General features: G+C 66.7%; 17 protein-coding genes. 9 read left to right on the forward strand and 8 right to left on the reverse strand.

All coding sequences use genetic code 11. The features are described from left to right. Positions 1-282: 282 nt before the first annotated feature. A complete protein-coding gene (gene glmU, locus ACWPN5_RS11805) occupies positions 283-1638 on the forward strand; it encodes a bifunctional UDP-N-acetylglucosamine diphosphorylase/glucosamine-1-phosphate N-acetyltransferase GlmU (RefSeq protein ID WP_145686736.1) in 1356 nt (451 codons plus the stop codon). A gap of 57 nt (positions 1639-1695) precedes the next feature. After that, on the forward strand, positions 1696-3522 hold the full coding sequence (gene glmS, locus ACWPN5_RS11810) for a glutamine--fructose-6-phosphate transaminase (isomerizing) (RefSeq protein ID WP_145686738.1): 1827 nt from the start codon (positions 1696-1698) through the stop codon (positions 3520-3522). Between the two features lie 87 nt (positions 3523-3609). Here the strand turns inward: glmS and mepK are convergent, their stop codons facing one another. Further along, on the reverse strand, positions 3610-4137 hold the full coding sequence (gene mepK / locus ACWPN5_RS11815) for a peptidoglycan L,D-endopeptidase MepK (RefSeq protein ID WP_247888730.1): 528 nt from the start codon (positions 4135-4137) through the stop codon (positions 3610-3612). A gap of 467 nt (positions 4138-4604) precedes the next feature. Here mepK and ACWPN5_RS11820 point away from each other — a divergent pair, with 467 nt between their 5' ends. The 4 genes from ACWPN5_RS11820 (at position 4605) to ACWPN5_RS11835 (ending at position 7460) form a co-directional block, all read left to right on the forward strand. Next, the gene (locus tag ACWPN5_RS11820) at positions 4605-5912 is read left to right on the forward strand and encodes a pentapeptide repeat-containing protein (protein WP_145686740.1); all 1308 of its coding nucleotides are present in this window, start codon (positions 4605-4607) and stop codon (positions 5910-5912) included. An 87-nt stretch (positions 5913-5999) separates the two neighbouring features. Continuing rightward, complete coding sequence (locus tag ACWPN5_RS11825; protein ID WP_145686742.1) at positions 6000-6308, forward strand: rubredoxin; 309 nt, start codon at positions 6000-6002, stop codon at positions 6306-6308. Positions 6309-6358: 50 nt separating this feature from the next. Then, positions 6359-6814 (forward strand): Lrp/AsnC family transcriptional regulator, encoded by a 456-nt coding sequence (locus tag ACWPN5_RS11830; protein ID WP_145686743.1) that lies wholly within the window; start codon positions 6359-6361, stop codon positions 6812-6814. A 22-nt stretch (positions 6815-6836) separates the two neighbouring features. Beyond that, positions 6837-7460 carry a LysE family translocator gene (locus tag ACWPN5_RS11835; RefSeq protein ID WP_492295467.1) on the forward strand — a complete coding sequence of 208 codons (624 nt, stop codon included), beginning with the start codon at positions 6837-6839 and terminating at the stop codon, positions 7458-7460. A gap of 29 nt (positions 7461-7489) precedes the next feature. On the opposite strand, the gene ACWPN5_RS11840 is transcribed toward ACWPN5_RS11835, so the two are convergent. Beyond that, positions 7490-7618, reverse strand: coding sequence for a hypothetical protein (locus ACWPN5_RS11840; protein ID WP_282184081.1), 129 nt, complete (start codon positions 7616-7618; stop codon positions 7490-7492). Positions 7619-7941: 323 nt separating this feature from the next. Here ACWPN5_RS11840 and ACWPN5_RS11845 point away from each other — a divergent pair, with 323 nt between their 5' ends. After that, entirely contained in the window at positions 7942-8973 is a 1032-nt protein-coding gene (locus tag ACWPN5_RS11845; protein ID WP_307833608.1) for a patatin-like phospholipase family protein, read from the forward strand. Between the two features lie 6 nt (positions 8974-8979). Here the strand turns inward: ACWPN5_RS11845 and ACWPN5_RS11850 are convergent, their stop codons facing one another. Then, positions 8980-9939, reverse strand: coding sequence for an SAM-dependent methyltransferase (locus ACWPN5_RS11850; protein WP_145686749.1), 960 nt, complete (start codon positions 9937-9939; stop codon positions 8980-8982). A 9-nt stretch (positions 9940-9948) separates the two neighbouring features. Next, the gene (locus ACWPN5_RS11855; RefSeq protein WP_492295470.1) at positions 9949-10911 is read right to left on the reverse strand and encodes an alpha/beta hydrolase family protein; all 963 of its coding nucleotides are present in this window, start codon (positions 10909-10911) and stop codon (positions 9949-9951) included. Positions 10912-11127: 216 nt separating this feature from the next. Between ACWPN5_RS11855 and ACWPN5_RS11860 the strand changes: the two genes are divergently transcribed. Together ACWPN5_RS11860 and ACWPN5_RS11865 are read left to right on the forward strand one after the other, a co-directional pair. Continuing rightward, a complete protein-coding gene (locus ACWPN5_RS11860; RefSeq protein WP_145686754.1) occupies positions 11128-11376 on the forward strand; it encodes a (2Fe-2S)-binding protein in 249 nt (82 codons plus the stop codon). A 537-nt stretch (positions 11377-11913) separates the two neighbouring features. Next, positions 11914-12234, forward strand: coding sequence for a hypothetical protein (locus ACWPN5_RS11865; RefSeq protein ID WP_492295472.1), 321 nt, complete (start codon positions 11914-11916; stop codon positions 12232-12234). 417 nt (positions 12235-12651) lie between these two features. Here ACWPN5_RS11865 and ACWPN5_RS11870 read toward each other — a convergent pair whose 3' ends face one another. The 4 genes from ACWPN5_RS11870 to ACWPN5_RS11885 all read right to left on the reverse strand — a co-directional run bounded on the left by ACWPN5_RS11870 (position 12652) and on the right by ACWPN5_RS11885 (position 19587). Beyond that, positions 12652-13923 (reverse strand): hypothetical protein, encoded by a 1272-nt coding sequence (locus tag ACWPN5_RS11870; RefSeq protein ID WP_492295474.1) that lies wholly within the window; start codon positions 13921-13923, stop codon positions 12652-12654. 1152 nt (positions 13924-15075) lie between these two features. After that, the gene (locus ACWPN5_RS11875) at positions 15076-16839 is read right to left on the reverse strand and encodes a sensor histidine kinase (protein ID WP_492295476.1); all 1764 of its coding nucleotides are present in this window, start codon (positions 16837-16839) and stop codon (positions 15076-15078) included. 131 nt (positions 16840-16970) lie between these two features. After that, positions 16971-17573: a response regulator transcription factor gene (locus ACWPN5_RS11880; protein ID WP_492295478.1), complete on the reverse strand. Its 603-nt coding sequence runs from the start codon at positions 17571-17573 to the stop codon at positions 16971-16973. Further along, complete coding sequence (locus ACWPN5_RS11885) at positions 17566-19587, reverse strand: sensor histidine kinase (protein WP_145687009.1); 2022 nt, start codon at positions 19585-19587, stop codon at positions 17566-17568. The genes ACWPN5_RS11880 and ACWPN5_RS11885 overlap by 8 nt, the downstream gene beginning before the upstream one ends. Positions 19588-19629: the final 42 nt, after the last annotated feature.

The following is a 19629-nucleotide window of genomic DNA, read 5'->3' on the forward strand; positions in this document are numbered from 1 at the left end:
AAGACGGGCGAATACCTCCTTCGATAGCACGCCCCTCCCCCGGCGGCGACCCCCAGTTCCCGCGCCCCACCCCCGGCATAGGCCCTTCGGCGCCGACGGCGCGGGATGCGTACACCCTCGGGCCGCGATTTGTGTATGTCAGATTGACACAAAAGTTGACTTGGGGTCCCGGCGCCGGATGTGGCACTCAATGCTTGAGGACTGACTGTTTGCCCGGATTTTGATGCGCTCGCTTTTCCACCCGTCCGCCATAACCCGTTTCCAATACTGCAGGGATATCCGATGACTCCGCAACGCCCGCTCGCCTGCGTCATTCTCGCCGCCGGCAAAGGCACCCGCATGAAGTCGGACCTGCCGAAGGTCCTGCACCGCGTGGCCGGCCAGCCGATGGTCGGCCACGTCCTGTCCGCGGTGCGGGCGCTCGACCCCGACCATGTCGTCGTCGTGGTCGGCCCCGGCATGGACAATGTGGCCGACGCCGTCGCCCCCTACCCCACCGCCGTGCAGCACGAGCAGCGCGGCACCGCCGACGCCGTGCGCGCCGCCTTCGGCCTGCTGGAAGGCTTCGACGGCGACGTCGTGGTGCTCTACGGCGACACCCCGCTGGTCACGCCGGACACGCTGCGCGCCATGGTCGCCGCGCGGCGCCAGCCGAGCGACCCGGCGGTGGTCGTGCTGGGCATGCGCCCCGACGATCCCGGCGCCTACGGCCGCCTGATCCTGAACGCCCGCGGCGGGCTGGAGAAGATCGTCGAGTATCTCGACGCCTCGGAGGAGGAGCGGCAGGTCACCCTCTGCAACGCCGGCCTGATGGCCTTCGACGGCGCGCGGATGTTCGACCTGATCAGCCGCATCGGCAACAGCAATGCCAAGAGCGAATACTACCTCACCGACGTGGTCCAGATCGCCCGCAGCAACGGCATGGCCTGCGCGGTGGTAGAGGCCGCCCCGGCGGAGGTCGTCGGCGTCAATTCCCGCGCCGAACTGTCGGAGGTGGAGAAGCTGATCCAGCGCCGCCTGCGCAAGGCCGCCATGGACAACGGCGCCACCCTGACCGATCCGGACAGCGTCACCTTCTGCGTGGACACCCGCCTCGGCCGCGACGTGATCGTCGGCCCGCATGTGGTGTTCGGCCCCGGTGTGGTCGTCGCCGACCGGGTCGAGATCAAGGCCTTCAGCCATCTGGAGCAGGTGCGCGTGGACAGCGGCGCCCAGGTCGGCCCCTACGCCCGCCTGCGCCCGGGGGCGGAGATCGGCCCCGACGCCCACATCGGCAACTTCGTCGAGATCAAGAACGCGAAGATCGAGGCCGGCGCCAAGGTCAACCACCTGACCTACATCGGCGACGCGCGGGTGGGGGCGAAGGCCAACATCGGCGCCGGGACCATCACCTGCAATTACGACGGCTACGCCAAGAGCCACACCGACATCGGCGCCGGGGCCTTCATCGGCTCCAACACCGCGCTGGTGGCCCCGGTCACGGTGGGCGACGGCGCGATCGTCGGGGCGGGCAGCGTGGTCACCACCGACGTGGAGGGCGACGCGCTGGTCGTGGCGCGTGGGCGCCAGCAGGCTTACACCGGCTGGGCCAAGCGTTTCCGCGAACGGAAGCAAAACGAGAAAGCGAAAAAGGCGTAAGATTGCCCCGGTTGACCGTTCACCCGGCCCCGGCCATCATTCAGGAGTTGCAGGTTCATGTGTGGCATCATCGGCATCATCGGCACGCATGACGCGGCCCCCCGTCTCGTCGAGGGTCTCCGCCGCCTCGAATACCGCGGTTACGACAGCGCCGGCGTCGCCACGCTGGTCAAGGGCGGCATCGAGCGCCGCCGCGCCGAGGGCAAGCTGCTCAACCTCGACGCCAAGCTGCGCGAGGCGCCGCTGCCGGGCGTGATCGGCATCGGCCACACCCGCTGGGCCACCCACGGCGGCCCGACCGAGAACAACGCCCATCCGCACGCCACCCACCGTGTGGCCGTGGTGCACAACGGCATCATCGAGAATTACCAGGAGCTGAAGGCGGAGCTGATCGAGCACGGCTACGTCTTCGAAAGCGCCACCGACACCGAGGTGATCGCTCACCTCGTCACCTATTATATGGAGAAGGAGGGGCTGGGCCCGGTCGAGGCCGCCGCCGCCTCCTTCAAGCGCTTCACCGGCGCCTTCTCGCTGGTGCTGCTGTTCTCCGGCCAGGAGGACATGCTGATCGGCGCCCGCCACGGCACGCCGCTGGCCGTCGGCTACGGCGAGGGGGAGATGTATTTCGCCTCCGACGCCTTCGCCCTGGCGCCGCTGACCAACCGCATCTGCTATCTGGAGGACGGCGACTGGGTCGAGCTGACCCGCACCGCCGCCGTGATCCACGACGCCAACGACGCGGTGGTGGAGCGTCCGGTCAAGACCACCGCCCTGTCCGGCGCGCTGATCGGCAAGGACGGCTACCGGCACTACATGCTCAAGGAGATCTACGAGCAGCCGCAGGTCATCGGCGACACGCTGAACGCCTATATCAACCCGGAAACCGGCCGCGTCACCCTGCCGGAGACCAGCTTCGACATCGCCAAGGCGACGAAGCTGACCATCGTCGCCTGCGGCACCGCCTATTACGCCGGCGTGGTGGCGAAATACTGGTTCGAGACGCTGGCCCGTCTGCCGGTCGAGGTCGACATCGCCTCGGAGTTCCGCTACCGCGAGGCGCCGATGCCCGAGGGCGGCGTGGCGCTGTTCATCAGCCAGTCGGGCGAGACGCTGGATACGCTGGAGGCGCTGCGCTACTGCAAGCGCCAGGGCCAGAAGATCCTGTCCATCGTCAACGTGCCGGAAAGCACCATCGCGCGCGAGTCCGACGCGGTGCTCTACACCATGGCCGGCCCGGAGATCGGCGTCGCCTCGACCAAGGCCTTCACGACCCAGCTGACCACGCTGGCCTGTCTGGCGGTCACGGTCGGCCACGACCGCGGCGTCATCCCGGCCGAGCGGATGCAGCAGATCGCCCAGGCCCTGCGCGAGGTGCCGGCCCGCGCCGCCGACGTGCTGGCCCACGACGAACGCCTGCACGAGCTGGCGCAGGAGGTCGCGGAGGCCCGCGACGTTCTGTATCTGGGCCGTGGAGCGATGTACCCGCTGGCTCTGGAAGGTGCGCTGAAACTCAAGGAAATCAGCTACATCCACGCCGAAGGTTACGCGGCGGGTGAACTGAAGCACGGTCCCATCGCGTTGATAGACGAGAGCGTGCCGGTCATCGTCCTGGTGCCGTCGGACAACCTGTTCGAAAAGACCGTGTCCAACGTCCAGGAAGTCTGCGCGCGGTCCGGCAAGGTGCTGCTGATCGCCGACAAGAAGGGGATCGACAAGCTGTCCGACAAGGTCCGCTGGTCGCTGGAGCTTCCGGCCTGCGACCCGCTGGTCGCCCCGCTGCTCTACGCCATCCCGGTCCAGCTGCTGGCCTATCACGTCGCCGTGCTGAAGGGCACCGACGTCGACCAGCCGCGCAACCTCGCCAAGTCGGTCACCGTCGAGTAAGGCGGTCCCGTCGACCACGGTTCAGCGACAGAAAAAGCCCCCGTCCAAGCGGCGGGGGCTTTTTTTCGTCTCCTCACGGAAGGCCGGTCAGGAGGCCCACTGCCGCTTCGGGCCGACGTCGACATGGACGAAATTGCTGTCCGGGTAATAGCCCACCCCGCCGCCGCGCAGGCTGAGCGCCGCGCGTTGCAGGGTGCGCAGCGGCAGGCCGGGCACCCGCAGGTCGATGGCCTTGCCCTGCATGTGGAAGCTGTTCTGGGCGACGCCGCTGCCGTCCTGCTCGCGCAGCCAGGCGTTGGATTCTGGGGAACGGTAGCCGGAGATGATGTGCACCGGCGTCTTGCCCCCGACCTTGCGAGTCAGCGCGTGCAGCAAGTCGAGAAGCTTGGGGTCGATGGGATGCACCGCACCGGTGCGGTGATCGCGGAGCAGATGGTTGATCTCCCGCAGGCCGTCGCGCTGGTAGCGGCCCTTGGACCAGTATTCAGCCCGCACCCGCTCGCCGGTGTGGAGGTTGAGCAGGACCAATTGCCGCGGCGGGGCGCGCAAAGCCGCCTCCGACACCTCCGGTGCCATCACCATCCCGGCGGCGGCCGTCGCCAGACCGATGCGCAACAGTTCCCTCCGGCCGAGCTTGGCTGCTGGGGTCGGTTGGAATTTGGCCTCGGTCATCATGCCTCCATGGGGTCCCGAACGGAGCGGCGCATGGACCGCCCCCTTTTTGTCCGATGCCTTTTGGCGGCAGAGCCCCCGCTTCTGTCAAGAAACCAATGGTTAACGTCTTTAAAACGCCCAGATTTCCTGGACTTATGGGATGGCCGTGCGCGGGTTGGAACGGTGGCGCGTCGCGTTACAAGAGTGAAACACGATGGCCCGTCCTCCGATTCGCCTCCCCGATTCGCTTCCGGATCGCCGGTGCCGGAGCCATGCCCCCGACGGCTCACGGAACCGGTCGTGACAAGGGCAGGGTAAAAAACGGCAACCATAAGAGGTACTGCCGTGACCTTTACCGTTTAGTCTTCGGTAAGGAATCTACCCCCATAGTTTGGATAGCGAAAACAACCCCCGTTCGATTGCTGCCCGTGCCCCCCGTCGCCACAGCCCCCGCGCCGGCACCCTCCTATCTTCGGCCCGACCAGTTGGCCGAAGTGCTGGACCGGCACGCCCGCTGGATCAAGGGCCAGCCGGGCGGCGCGCGCGCCAACCTGGCGCTGGCCGATCTGGAGGGCGCGGATCTGTCGCAGCGCGACCTGCGCGGCGCCCGGCTGGTCGGGGCGAAGCTGGCGCGCAGCCGGCTCAGCGGCACCAACCTCGCCGGTGCCGACCTCTTCGGCGTGGACCTGCGCGACGCCGACATCACCCGCGCCAACCTGATGCAGACGGATTTGCGCGGCGCGCGGCTGCGCTCCGCCGACTTTTCCAACGCCAATCTGCGCGACGCCGACCTGCGCGCCGGCACGCTGGAACCGGGTGGCTGCGCCCGCCGCGGCACCGGTCCGGATGTCCAGGACGCCGAAGCCACCCGGCAGACCCACCGGACCGCCCTGGCCCGTCTTCAGGGCGGCGCCACGGCGGAGGGCGGCATTCCGACCGACCTGACCGGCGCCGTGCTGGCCGGGGCCAACCTGACCGAAGCCGATCTGTGCGGAGCGGTGCTGCAGAACGCCGACCTCTCCGGCGCGGTGCTGACCGACGCCAACCTGTCCGGGGCGCGGCTGAACGGGGCCAACCTGACCGGCGCCCTGCTGGACGGCTGCACCTTCGACAACGCCGATCTGGTCGGCACGCGGATGGTCGATTGCGATCTTTCGCAGGCCAAGCTTGGCGCCGCCTGCCTGACCCGCCCGATCGACAGCATGGGGTCGGAAATCCAGCGGGCGATTTTCGACCATGAGCGCTGGATCGACAGCGTCGGCCAGCGCGGCGAACGCGCCGACCTGGATGGCACGGACCTCAGCCGCGCCGATCTGCGCGGCGTCAATCTCAGCGCGGCCTCGTTGCGCGGCGCCAACCTGTCCGACGCGGCGCTGACCGGCGCCCGGCTGATGATGGCCGACCTGTCCGGCGCCAATCTGGAGCACGCGAACCTCATGGGCGCCGACCTGTCCGGCGCCAACCTCAGCTTCGCCCGGCTGACCGGGGCCGACCTGACGCGGGTCAACCTCGGGCCGGCGGAGATCAAGGACCCCAGCGGACGGCCCACCGGCCGCTCCTGGGCCGCCAACCTGATGGGCGCCGACCTGCGGCAGGCGATGCTCACCGATTCCCGCATGGTCCAGGCCAACCTGACCGACGCCGACCTGGAGAACGCCGACCTGGACGGGGCGGATCTGGCCGGCGCGAAGCTGCAGCGCGCCCATCTCAAGGGCAAGGCGCCGCGGCGGCGCTGACCCGCTTCCCTTCGCTCCACCACCGTCATCATCCCGCAAAGGATCGCGGGGCATAGTGCGGCACCTCGATCCGCCGGACGGTCCGCCATGCCCGCCACCCCTCCCCACCCCCCGCTCCTTCTCCTTCAGCGGCGTGGCGCCTTGCGCCTGATCGCCGCCGTCATTCCGGCCGTCATCCTGGCCCTGTTCGCCCGCCCCGCGCGGGCCGAGGACCCGCGCCTGTCCGACGTCTGGCGGTGCGGCGGCGGCGATTGCCCCGGCTACGAGTACCACCCCCGCGTCGGCGACCCGGAGCATGGCGCGCCGGCCGGCACCGCCTTCCAGGACCTGCCGGCCGACTGGTTTTGCCCGCGCTGCGGCGCCGGCAAGCCGGATTTCCGCCGGATGGGCGACTGACCCGCACATAGCTCTTGCCATACCGAGCATAATCAGAAAATATTGCGGCTATGGACGATACAGACCGCAAAATCATCGCGCACATCCAACGGGATGGACGCGCTTCCTACGCCGACATCGGGACGGCGGCCGGACTGTCGGTGTCCGCCGTGAACGAGCGGCTGAAGAAGCTGCAGGCCAACGGCGTGATCCAGGGCTGGGGGGCGCGGCTGTCGCCCAAGGCCGCCGGGTTGGACGTGCTGGCCTTCGTCGACGTGCTGCTCGACCGTCCCGAGCATGACGCGCCCTTCCGAGACGCCATGCGCGCCACGGCGGCGGTTCAGGAGTGCCACCACGTCACCGGGGACTGGTCCTATCTGCTCAAGGTGCGCGTGGCCGACACGGAGGCGCTGGAACGCTTCCTCTCCGACCGGCTGAAGGCGCTCCCCGGCGTCGTGCGCTCCCACACCGTGATCGCGCTCTCCTCGGTCAAGGAGACGCCGGTCCTTCCCATCGAATCAGATTGACGCCTTTGTTGGAGCATTCGCCATGGACGCGCTGCCCGCCCTGCTGAAGGGCCTGATCATCGGATTCAGCATCGCCGCCCCGGTCGGGCCGATCGGGCTTCTGTGCATCCGGCGCACCCTGGCCGACGGGCCGGCGCACGGCTTCGTCAGCGGGCTGGGCGCCGCCAGCGCGGACGCGGTCTATGGCGCCATCGCCGGCTTCGGGGTGGCCCTGGTCACCGACGCGCTGCTCGGCGCGCAGGTCGCGCTGAAGCTGGTCGGCGGGCTGATGCTGCTGTGGCTGGGCTGGAGCACCCTGCGCGCCCGTCCGGCGGAGCGCGCCGCGGACGCCCGCGGCGGCGGCGGTCTGGCCGGGGCCTACGCCTCCACCTTCGCGCTGACGCTCGCCAATCCGGCGACGATCCTCAGCTTCGCCGCGGTGTTCGGCGGGCTGGGGGTGTCGGCGGGGGATGGAAGCAGCACCGGTGTCGCCGCCCTGCTCGTCGCGGGCGTCTTCCTCGGTTCGGCGATGTGGTGGTTGGGGCTCAGCGCCTCGGTCGGGGCGTTCCGGCGCCGGGTCACGCCCGCCGCCATGCTATGGGTCAACCGCGTTTCGGGCGCGGTGCTGGGAGCGTTCGGGATCGCGGCCCTCGCCTCTCTGCTGTGAGGCGAAATGCGCCGGTCACCCGAGGCAATTCAGAACAGAATGGTCACAGGGCCACCCAGCGCGACCGCGGCGACGATCAGGATGGCCACCGCCGTCAGCTTCTCCGCCGCCGACCAGCGCTGCCAATCCTTCTTGAAACTCTTGAATTCCTGGGCCATGGCAACCTCCGCCATCCCTGACTGTCCGTGTTGAGAGCGACATTGGACGCTTCCAGTTGATGTTTGGTTAACGTCACCCGGAAACTCTTTCATCCATCGCAATGCCACAGGTAATCGGAAGAAAAACTGATGCAAGTCAAATAGAGGGCAAAAGCGGGTACAATTTTCGGCATCCCCCATGCGGAGGCCCCCGGGCGCGTTCCGCGTCCTCCGGATGGAAGGGTTTCCACCGACGGTCCGATGCCCCAAATCCCTTTGGACACCCATCGACGCGTCGGCGCCGGACAAGCCTGACCGAGCCCACAAGACACGAGGTGCTGGCGGTGAGCGGACTGAAGATCGGACTGGCCCTGGGCAGCGGGGCGGCGCGCGGCTGGGCCCACATCGGCGTCCTGCGCGCGCTGGAGGAGATCGGGGTCGAGCCCGACGTGATCTGCGGGACCTCCATCGGTGCCGTGGTCGGCGCGGCCTACCTGACGGACCAGCTGGACGAGCTGCAGGCCTGGGCCCAGAGCATGGGCTGGCTCGGCATGCTCGGCATCATCGACCTCACCTTCCGCCGCGGCGGGCTGCTGGCCGCCGACCGCACCTTCGACCGCTTCCGCAACCACCGGACCGAGGTCACCATCGATCAGCTGCGCAAGCCCTTCGCCGCGGTCGCCACCGACCTCAGCACCGGGCGGGAAATCTGGCTGCGCGACGGGCCGATGCTCAGCGCGGTGCAGGCGTCGGCCGCCATGCCCGGCCTGTTCCCGGCGGTGCGGCGCGACGACCATTGGCTGGTGGACGGCGCGCTGGTCAACCCGGTGCCGGTGTCGCTCTGCCGCGCGCTGGGCGCGGACGTGGTGATCGCGGTCAACCTGAACAGCGAGCTGTCGCCGCTGAGCCGCCCCTCCGGTCGCGGCGCCGCCAAGCTGCGCAAGGCCGCGGAGGCGAAGCCGGCCCAGATGCAGGCGGCCCAGATGCAGCAGGCCCAGGCCCTTCAGGAAGAGGCGATGGCCCCGGCGGGGGACGCGACCTCGCCGGTCTTCTCCACCCTGACCTCGCAGATCGCCTCCTGGATGGGCCGGCGGCCGGCGGCGCGCACACGCTTCCTCGCCGACCAGCTGACGCGCGCCCCGGCCTCCGACGTCCCGCCCAACGTGATGGACGTGATGGCCGGGTCCATCGACATCATGCAGGACCGCATCACCCGCTCCCGCCTCGCCGGCGAGCCGCCTGACGTGCTGATCGCACCGCGGCTCGCCCACATCGGCATCCTGGAGTTCGACCGCGCGGAGGAGGTGGTGGAGATCGGCTACGGCGCCGCCTCGATTCTCAAGCCGGCGCTGGAACTGGCCCTGCGCCGGGCGTAGCCGCGCTCAGACGGGAGCCGCCGGCCACATCCAGGTCAGCTCGTGCTTGTTGTGGTGCAGGTGCAGCACCCGCCCGCCGGGGATCGCGGCGAAGGCGCGGGCCGTCTCGTGGTCGGTTTCGGCCTGGAACTTCAGCGTGCAGATGAAGCGCTTGGCCAGCCCACTCTCCATCCACTGGTTCACCAGCCGCAGCAGGCGCGTGGGGTAGCAGATCACGTCGCAGCACAGCCAATCCACCGGCCCGACATCCTGCGGCTTCAGGCCGAAGGCGCTCTCCTGGCGGAACTCGATGCGCGGCAGGGCGGCGATGGCCGGGTCGAGCGGCGCCTTGTCGACGCTGACCACGCTGGCGCCCAGCTCGTGCAGCACCCAGCTCCAGCCGCCGGGGCAGGCGCCGAGGTCGATGCAGCGGTCGCCGGGCCCCGGCTGCTCGCCGAACAGGGTCAACGCCTCCCACAGCTTCAGATAGGCGCGGTTGGGCGGCACCGTGCGGTTCTCGACGAAGGCGACCTCGCCGTGGCGGTAGGGGCTGGAGCAGCGCGCCGCCGCGACGATGGTGTTCTCATCCAGCAGCGTCCAGGAGCCCAGCGGCGCCGTCGGCAGCGGCGACGGGAAGACCACCGGCTTGGCCGAGACGTGCGGCAGGTTCTCCTGGATCAGGCTGGCCCGCCGGTGATGACGCAGCGTCCAGAGCGCCCAGTTGCGCTGGATCGAACGCAGGGCCCGCGCGCCTTCCTTGATCGACGCGAACTCGATCCGCACCGGGTCGTGCCAGATGTTCTGCGCCCAGGCGGCCGGACGGGCCGGCCCGTCGGCGAAGACCAGCCGGTCCTCCACCGCCGCCACGTCGCCCAGTTCGGCCACGAGGTCCGGAACGAAGCCCTCGGGCGCCAGATAGATGGTCTGCCCCAGGGGCGCGTGCGCCGGGGTCGCGCGGGCGGACGCGGTGTCGGATGAGTCGCTCATGCCGAGGGGCTAGCGCCCCTGGCGCCCGATTGCAAGAGCGCGGTCGAAGAAATCGGCGATCTCCGTGTTGAGACGCTCATGGAAGGCCGCGCGGTCGAAGCCCGGCGGGTCCTGGGCGGGTGGCCCGACCTCCGCGGCGATGGCGGCCGGCACCGGCATCAGGAAGGCGAAGTGTCCGGCGTCGCCCACCACCTCATACTCCGGCGGCGTCGGCAGACGGTCGCGCACCCCCTCGACCTGGGAGGCGGCGATCTGCTCGTCCCGCTCCGCCCGGTAGAGGCGCATGGGGATCGTCACCCCGGCGAGGCCGTCCTTGGAGAAGGGAACGCCGACCGGCGCCGCCAGGACGGCGGCACGGATGCGCGGGTCGCGCGCCTCGACGCGGCCCGGCGTCTCCTCGTTCCCAAGATGGCAGAAGCGCTCGCCGTCCGGCGGGGTCCGGCAATGATCGGCGATGCGCCCCAACTCCGCCACGCCGCCGGCGGCCACCAGAACCGTGTACCCGCCGGCCGAGAAGCCGAAGGCGCCGACGCGATCGCCATCGATGCGCCCGGCCAGATCCGGGTCCGCCAGAACATGGTCGAGCGCGGCGGACAGCTGGGCCGGACGGTTCCGCCACATCCGCTCCGTGCCGGCGTCCCGGTCGCCGTCGAAGGCGTTGCCGCGGTGATGGACCGCCGCGACCACGTAGCCGCGCCGGGCCAGCGCCATGGCGGTGTCGGCGTGCCCGAAGGCGCTTCCCCCGGACCCATGGGACAGCATCACCAGCGGGTGGCGCCCTTCGGTCAGCGGCCCGCCCTCCGCCACCCGGAAAGCGAAGGGGCCACGACGCACCGGCGTTTCCGGTGCGTCCGTCGGGTACCAGACCACCGCGCGGGCGATCCCGCCATCCGCCGGGTCGGTGAAGGCCAGCGCGCGCATGCCCACCTCCGCCGCGGCAGCCCCGGCCCAAAGGACGGCCACCCCAGCCATCAGCATCCACCCCATTCGCCGCACCGCATCCTCCCGCCGCTTGAAGAAAAGCGTCGACGACGGAGGTAGCCGCATCCCCCGTTCGATCGAGCTGTGACATTCCGCCGCAATCCGCTCAAATTTGGCCGTCATGATTCAGATCAATTGACAATCATTCTCAGTCGCAGCACATTGGCTCCAGCACGACCGCACAACACGCACCGCTGCCGGGGGCCCATGTACGTCTGCATCTGCCACGCGCTGAACGACAAGCAGGTCACCAAGGCGCTTGAGAACGGCGCCCGCACCCCGGCCTCCGTCTTCCGGCATTACGAGCGTCAGGTCCAGTGCGGCAAATGCGTGCCGATGATGCGGGACATGGTGCAAAGCCACTGCGCGAACCAGTGCCCGTCCTGCCCCGGCCAAGCCGCCCTGCCGGAACCGGCCAACGCCGAAAGCTTCCCCTACGGCATCGCGGCGGAGTGACGGGCTCCCAAGTCCGCCAAGTCCCTTCACCAAAACGTGGCAGTTGCGCCCGGTCGGACGACAGCAGCGACGGGCGCATGACGACCGTTGAGCCGCTTTTTAATCCAGGGAGATCCGGGTTATTTTGAAACGGAATGGCCTTTTTGCGTCAAGTTCTTCCGCTTGATAGAAATAGGACTCTTCCTTTCGGCTGCGACAAATCGCCATAGACTTATACCCCTGGCCCGCTTGACGGGGCGGGACCGATCGTGCAGAAAGAGCCCAGCCGGATTCAAGAAATCCGAAGCATTCGGAGCGGCACGGAACGCTCCCGATTGGGCAGGACGCACAAAAAATCAAGTCCTCTGGAACTGGAATTGCTTTTCATGCGTCTATGAAAAGCAACCGGATGGATTTCTTATTCTGGCGCCGTGGCCGTGCATTTGTGCAATGCACAGTCTTTTGAAATCGAGCGTCCAGCGCGCGGCGCCACGCTGGAACACTGGCCGGGCATCCGGCCGAAGGGTCCGCTGAGCGATCCGAAGGGAGGAGCACGAGATGAGCCGCCGCAACCGGCACGCCCATGACGCAAAATGCCGTACCCTGCTTCAGGCGACCGCCGACCGGCTGGACCGGCTGCGGTCGCAGGTGGAGCGGTTCGGCCTTGAGGGGTATCAGGGCATGAGCCGGGACGAGTTGGAGCGCACGCTGGACGCCCTGCGCGGCCAGCACAACCGTCTGTCCGCCCGCGTCGAGGCGGCGCGCATCGCCACGGACGACGCCTGGGCCTTCGCCCGGGCGATCGCCGACCAGGCGGCGGCGGAATTGGCCGACGGTCTCGACAGCATGGAAGCCCGTCTAAAGCGCGTGGCGGCCTGACCGCGCCCGCCGCGCTCGACCGGCCGTCCTCTTTGCAACTCATCCGATGACAGTCGGTCCGCAAACGGCTTTTCCGACCATCCGCAAGATGCGCTTGCCACGCGACATGACCAAGCGCTGGATGCATGTCGCGCCCCGGCAGCGTGGGCGTGAGCGCCGGTTCTGGGATTGCGGGCGGAAGCAAGGGCAACAGCCGACGCCCTATCGCGTCGCTCAGCATGGCTCCCGTCGCGCCCCTGGGCCGAACAGCGATCGGATCAGCCCCATGGGAGCCCTTTTGGCGCCAGGACCCAGATACGATGGCAATCTCTGTGATCGCCTTCGCAGGCCCTGCCGCCTTCCGCCCAGCCAAGAAACAGGGACGTTGCTGTTCAACAATAAGAACCATTATGATTGGTTGGTACGATCTAACGTATTTTATCTAATATAATATCTCCTAAGCGAAAGACCAATAGCCTTTTGTCGCGCCGCTTCTGTTGCAGCCTTGAGAATTGGAATTTGTTTTCTGACAGATGCTGAATTCGCCATAATGTCCTCAACTCTTTGCTTTGCTTCGATGGAAAAAGAAAGGGCTTCTTGCGCTTGAATGTCGGCATCGACAGTTTTCTGATTTGCAGCTGATAGATAATTAAGTATGCTTTTTGCCTTTTTATTTATCTCATTTATATCGCTCATGGGCGTTGCCCCCAGTTTCGGAATCTCCCCTTCCGCGTATTTTACGTCGTTCTCAGCAGAAGTTTTTGTTGTCATGGCCTGATGCAACTTGTCATTTGCTTTTTTCCGCGCGTTCGAAGAGTATTGAATATCCTCTTCAATCGCAGCCATGACATACAGTGATTTCTCGTAATCACGAAAGTTCCGTTTCCAGTTGGCCAGCCAGCCATCGGGAAGGGTCGCCTGCGTAAGTCGCTCGCTCGCTCTCGCCGCCGCGGTGTCGCGGGGGTTTGCGTTGGAAACAATGAGTTTCAGGGATGAAAGACGCTTGGTGTAGCAGTCGATAGTATCAGCACAGATTCTCGATAGCGAGTCCCACATCTTTGCGTAGGATATAGCCTCCGCTTGGAACTCGTAAATGCGCCGCTTTGGCTCGCTGTGTGCTGCTGCGCAACGTCTGTATTCAGAGCGAACCAGATAATCAAGGTATGCGTCGGATAACGAAGATGGGGCGTTACTGACCCTCATTGCCCCTCGGGTGTCACACAGATCCACGCGAGCGTCTCGCACTAAAGTGGAGCCGCTGGCTGTTTTTGGGTCACTTTGCTCGCACTGACTTTGCCAAACATCCGGCAAGATACTGCTGATGGACTCCGTTACCTGAAACACCGTTCCTTGGGCAACGCAACCCAAGTTTGAAATCGCTCTATCAATCTCAACGCCCATTCTTTCGATGGCCTTATCGACGCTCTTTTCAATTTCTGGTAGCGCTTGCTGCAAGCCAAGGATCGCTTCCCTTCGCGCCGCCTCTGGAAGGGCATTGATCATGCCAGCGAGGCGATCCAGCGTCGCATTGTCGATGCCGTGCTTGACCTTGATCGATCCATCAGAGAAATCGATGAACGCGGCCGCCGGGAATGCGGTCACCCACACGGACATCGTCACAACCGTCGCCAGAGTTTTTAAGGCGCCTCCCATAGCACCCTCCACGATCGCATGCCACAAGGCACTATGATGGTTGCTGTAGGACGCCACAATTTCCCGTATGGGTTATCTTCTTTTGGCGAAATTGCGAGTTGCCCGCGCCCCACTTCCAGCAAATCCCAACCGACCTCCAAGAAAATTTTCGATAGACACTCCAATAATTGTATATTGCATCGAGAAAGTATCCCGCATCATTGACATTTTATCGCTTACAGAGCGAAGCTCCATAGCACAGCATGATTATTGAGAGCAGATTTGCCATAAATATTTTTTGTAGTTAATGCGTTTCGTGCATTAGCGCGCAATGATTATTGCCCTCATTCATAAATTGTGCTTCTATGAAACAAATAATGTATTTTTAATGGACCAAAACCGTCGATATCCGCGGCCTCATGGAGGGACCGGTAATGAGATGGCAATGCATACCCGCTTTGATAGCTCTGTACTCATTTCCAACTTATTCAAATTGCATGGATATTAAAATCGAAGGATGGCAAAACGATTGGAATCGGCAGTTCTGTGCGGAAGACACGGCAAAGGTCCCCGCGCTTGGGTTTTCAGCCAGTCCTGACCGTCCCCCTTGCGCCAATGGCCAGGAGGTAAACGCAAGGAATGTTCAAAAGAAAATCGAGGATGCAACGGCTCAGGCGGGGAGCGGCGCGGGAACAGCAATTGGCACAGCCATAGGAGGTCCGGTCGGCTCCGTGGTGGGTGCCGCACTTGGCGCCGTGATCGGCAAGAGCATAGAAAGCGTTGCCAAGCATAACTATAGAGTGGATTACTCTAATTGCGCGAGCTTGTGCGTACAATTACCATCCGACGCGACAAACATTGTGGTGCAAGGATGGTCCGGGCCATTGCCGGGAGATCACCGTCGCCATGAGCATTACAATCTTTGTGACATGACGCATCAAGGAACAGGGACATGGGGACCTGGCCGTTGCGACATCGCTCACAATGGAAATTGGTCAGCAATGTCGCCTTATACTAGCAGCGATCACCCCACTCTGGGTAAGGTGTATTGTTCAACGGGCATGAACTGGAAGCAAAGCAACGAACAAGTTTTCGGCCTGCGGGTCACGTACGACCGTAGCCCGTGAAGGCCGGGCTTGCATAGCCGCCGGTTTCGGAACCAAGTGTCTCTCCCTCTTCTCGACCTTCATTGCGCCGTCATTAATCGCGCCATTGTTCGTCGGACACGACCTAATCGGCCTTGAGCAACACCATGGTCCCTTGCCCGGCTGGCGGGCGGGCTGGCGACCCGCCGGGCAGAATGATGCGCACCACCGTGCCCTCCCCAGGCGCGCTGCGCAGGTCCAGCCGCCCGCCATGAGCCTCGACGAAGCGCTTGGCGAGCGGCAACCCCAGCCCGGTGCCGGAATGGGCCTTGGTCATGTAGCTGTTCACCTGACGGAACGGCTCCAGCGCGATCTGGATGTCGTCCGGCGACATGCCGATTCCGGAATCGGCGACGGTCAGGACCACGCAGCCCCCCTCGTCGCGCACCGCATCCGCGCGCACCCGCCCTCCCGCCGGCGTGAACTTGATGGCGTTGGACAGCAGATTGAGAACGGCCTGCCGCAAACGGATGGCGTCGGCCATCACCGTCAGGCCGGGCTCGACCGCCCCACCCTCCACCCGCACGCCCTTCTGGGCGGACAGCGCCTCCATCAACTCCAGGCATTCCTCCAAAAGCACGGCGACGGACACCGGCTCCGGATAGAGTTCCAGCCGCCCCGCCTCGACCTTCGCCATGTCCAGCACGTCGTTGACCAGCGACAGCAGATGCTGGCCGGATGCGTGGATGCTGGTGATGTAATCCTGGTGCTTCGGCGGGCTGGGACCGAACAGCCCCGACAGCAGCGCCTCGCTGAAACCGATGATCGCGTTGAGCGGGGTGCGCAGTTCGTGGCTCATGTTGGCCAGGAAGTCGGATTTGGCCAGATTGGCCGCTTCCGCATGCTCCTTCTCCGCCTCCAGCCGGCGGCGCTGCTCCGCCAGCATGGCCTCGCGGGCGATGCGGGCCTCGCGTTCGGCGTGGCGGCGGCGGCGGACGTGGCGCGTCACCACCAGCGACAGCACCAGCGTCGCCAGACCGGCGCCCGCCGCACCGGCCAGGATGGTGGTGCGCGTCCGGTTCAACTGGCTGCTGATCTGCTCGAACGGAACGGCCACGATGATCGACCAGCCGGTCTGCTGCGATCGGTGGACGAGGACCAGCGCCTCGTGCCCCTCCCGCGTCGTCGCTGAAAACAGCCCCTGGTTCTGTCCCGTCAGCCGAGGCACCATCAGGTCCCGGACCCTTTGGCCGACATGGCGTTCCGGGTCGTGGGACCGTGCGGCGATGACCATGAATGGGTCGACGACCGACACCGTCCAGGCCGTGGGAATGCCGGACCCGCGCAGCACGGCGTCGAGCCCGTCCAGCCCGACCGCCAGCGACAGCACATGGCGGATCGACGTTCCCTCGGGATCATCCGGATCCAGGACCGGCGCGCGGACGATCAGCGCCGGACGCCCCGGCGGCCCGCCCGGTGGGAGAACACCACCAACGACCGTCCTCCGCGTGGCGGCCACCTGCCGGGTCACGTCGTCCAGGCGCGGCTGCGGCAGGGGCGCGCCCAGCGGGTACTGCGTGTGGAACAGGAAGGACATGTCCTCAACCGTCACCAGCCCCATCGCCAGCCAGCCCGGCTGGCTCCGCACGGCATCCTCCGCCTCCGACTTCAGCAGGGCAACGTCGTTCACCGTTCGGCGGCTCAGTGCCGCGAGAAGCTCAAGAGGACGGGCCTTGCTTTCCAGTTCCCGGTCGATGGCGACCATGACGGACCGCGCCTGCGCCGCCAGTTCCGCCGCCAGCACGTCCTGTTGCCGGAGGTCCAGAATCCAGACCACCACCGCCAGGAACAGCAGCAGCGGGGCGATGGCGGCGAGCCCCAGACCAAGCGTCGACGAGGGCAGTCGCAAGGCACTCTCCGACCGTTGACGGAAACGGAATGGCGTCGGGACTGGAACGGGAAGGCGGCGTGCCTCCCACCCCAATGGGTCGCGCGCATCCGCGCTCCTGTCAAGCCCGCCGGTTGTCCGTCCCCCTGCGCTCAGCCCACCGTCGCGAGAATTCGGGCGAGCTCCACCGCCGTCTTGCCCCCCATCTTCTCGAAGACATGGGCGCGGTGCACCTCGACGGTCCGCATGCTGATCCCCAGCTCGTCGGCGATGACCTTGTTCAGCTTGCCGGCCACCACCAGCCCCATCACCTGCCGTTCGCGCTGGGTCAGGGTCGCCAGCCGGGCGGCCACGCCGGCCTGCCCGGCCTGACGCGCCCGCTCCCCGGCGTCGAAGGCCAGAGCGTCGATCACCCGGTCGACGAGGTCGTTGTCGTTGAAGGGCTTCTCCACGAAGTCGCGGGCGCCCTTTTTCAAAGCCGACACGGCGATGGGCACGTCGCCATGGCCGGTGAGGAACAGCACGGGCATCCGGCAGCCCATGGCGGTCAGCCGGTCGAACAGCTCCAGCCCGCTCATCCCCTCCATGCGGATGTCCAGCAGAAGGCAGCCGGCCATGGCGGAATCGTAATCGGCGAGGAACGCCTCCGCCGACGGCCAGGAGGCCACCGGCACGTTGCGCGACTGGAACAGCCAGCCCATGGCGTCGCGAATCGCCTCGTCGTCGTCGACGATGTGCAGCTTCGGCTCACACATCGGCGGCTCTCTCGTCAAGGGCACCGGTCGCCGATGGTTCGGAGAGGACCGGCAGGGAGAAGAGGAACATGGTGCCGCCGTCCGGCGCGGGCTCGAACCACAGGCGTCCCTGGTGGTGCTCGATGATGGACCGGCAGATGTTCAGGCCCATGCCCATGCCCTCGGTTTTGGTGGTGAAGAAGGGAGAAAACAGTTTTTCCGCATTTTCGGGCGAAATGCCACAACCGCGGTCCTGGATGCGCGTCAGGACGGCCCCGTCCTGCGCCTGCACCGTCACGCTCAGCCGGCGCCGGTCACGCCGCGTCGCCGCCATGGCCTCGATGCCATTGCGCATCAGGTTCACCACCACCTGCTGCAGCAGGATGCGGTCGGCCATCACCGACGGCAGGCCGCGCCCCAATTCCAGCACAAGCTTCACCCCCTGCTGGCGGGCGTCGGCCTCCATCAGCGCCACGCAATCCTCCAACACCCGCGCCAGGCAGCAGGGCGCAACGTTCGGCTCGCTCTTGCGCACGAAGTCGTGGATCCGGCGGATGATCTGGCCTGCCCGCCTGGCCTGCCCGGACAGCTTCTCCAGCGCCGTCGCCAGCTCATCCGGCCGGATGCTACCGGCCTGGAGGCGGTTGAGACAGCCGGTGCAATAGCTGGCGATGGCCGACAGCGGCTGGTTCAGCTCATGGGCCAGGGTGGAGGCCATCTCGCCCATGGTGATCAGCCGCGCCGTCTGCTGCAGCCGCTCCTGCTGCTGGCGGGCCAACTCCTCCGCCCGCTTGCGCTCGGTGATGTCGAGGACGGAGCCCATCCAGCCGGTGTGCCGTCCCTTGGCGTCGATCAAAGGCGCCTCGTAGATCAGCGCGTCGAACCGCTCGCCGTTGGCGCGGCGGAAGCGCAGCTCGAAGCCGTTGGCGGGCGCGTTGCCGGCCAGGACGGCGCGGAAGACCTCCTCGGTGTGGACCAGATCCTCGGGCAGCCAGTAGGGCATGACCGGCCCGGCCCCGACCAGTTCCTCCGCCGACCAGCCGACCATGCGGCAAAAGGCCGGATTCACATAGATGATGCGCCCGTCCAGGTCGCGGGCGCGCATGCCCACCGTCAGGCTGTCCTCCATCGCCTTGCGGAAGGCGTGCTCGGCGCGCAGCGCCTCCTCCGCCCGGATGCGCCGGGCGATGTGGCGGCGCACCGCCCACAGGCTCCACAGGGCCGAGACGGTCAGCGCGAAGATCGCGGCGATCAGGATGTTGCGCCCGAGGTTGCCGGAGAGCTGATGCAGCGTGGCGACCAGGGTCAGGCCGTGACCGGGCGGGTCGAAGGGCACCACGTGGCTGCGCCGCGGTTCCGGCATGGCGATGCGCGACTTGGTCCCCAGCACCGCCCCGTAGGGGTCGATGACCTCCAGCTGGTAGCGTTGGGCGAACCACCAGGGCACATGATGGGTCAGCAGGGCGTCGATCGACAGCACCCCGGCGAGCGCGCCGGCGAACTCCTGCCCGTGGAAGATGGGAATGACGATCTCGAAGGCGGTGTCCGCCGCTCCCAGCCGGTAGGGCGCCGAATAGGCCCGGCGGCCCGAGGAGCGGGCGATCAGGAAGGCGTCGGCGCGCGGGCTGGGGCCGAAGGCGTCGTCCAGCGCCGGCCCGTCCTCCACCGGCGGCTCCGAACGCACCGGCCGGCCCTGGGGGTCCAGCCGCACCACCCGCTGGATCGCCGGGTTCACCGTCACGATGTGGCGCGCCATCACCGTATAATTCACCGGTGTGGTGTCCTCGCGCCCCAGCGATTCGGCGAGATACTGCAGCTTCTCCTCATCGGAGGTGAGTTGGAAATGGAGATTCTGCTCCACCCACAGCACGTCCTTGATGAGGGTGAGCGTCTCCTCCTCCCGTTCGCTGCGGTGGAGCACCCAGAGGAAGACACCGAACAGCAGGACGACCAGCGCCATCGCCACGATGGGCATGGCCTGCACCGGGCCGCGCTGGCCGAGGCCGTGGGCGGCGCTGGCCGCGCCGCCGGTCATGGGGGGAGAGGTGTTGGCACGGCAACCAATGCGTCACATTCA

It is taken from the genome of Azospirillum sp. UENF 211521 (assembly GCF_058780535.1).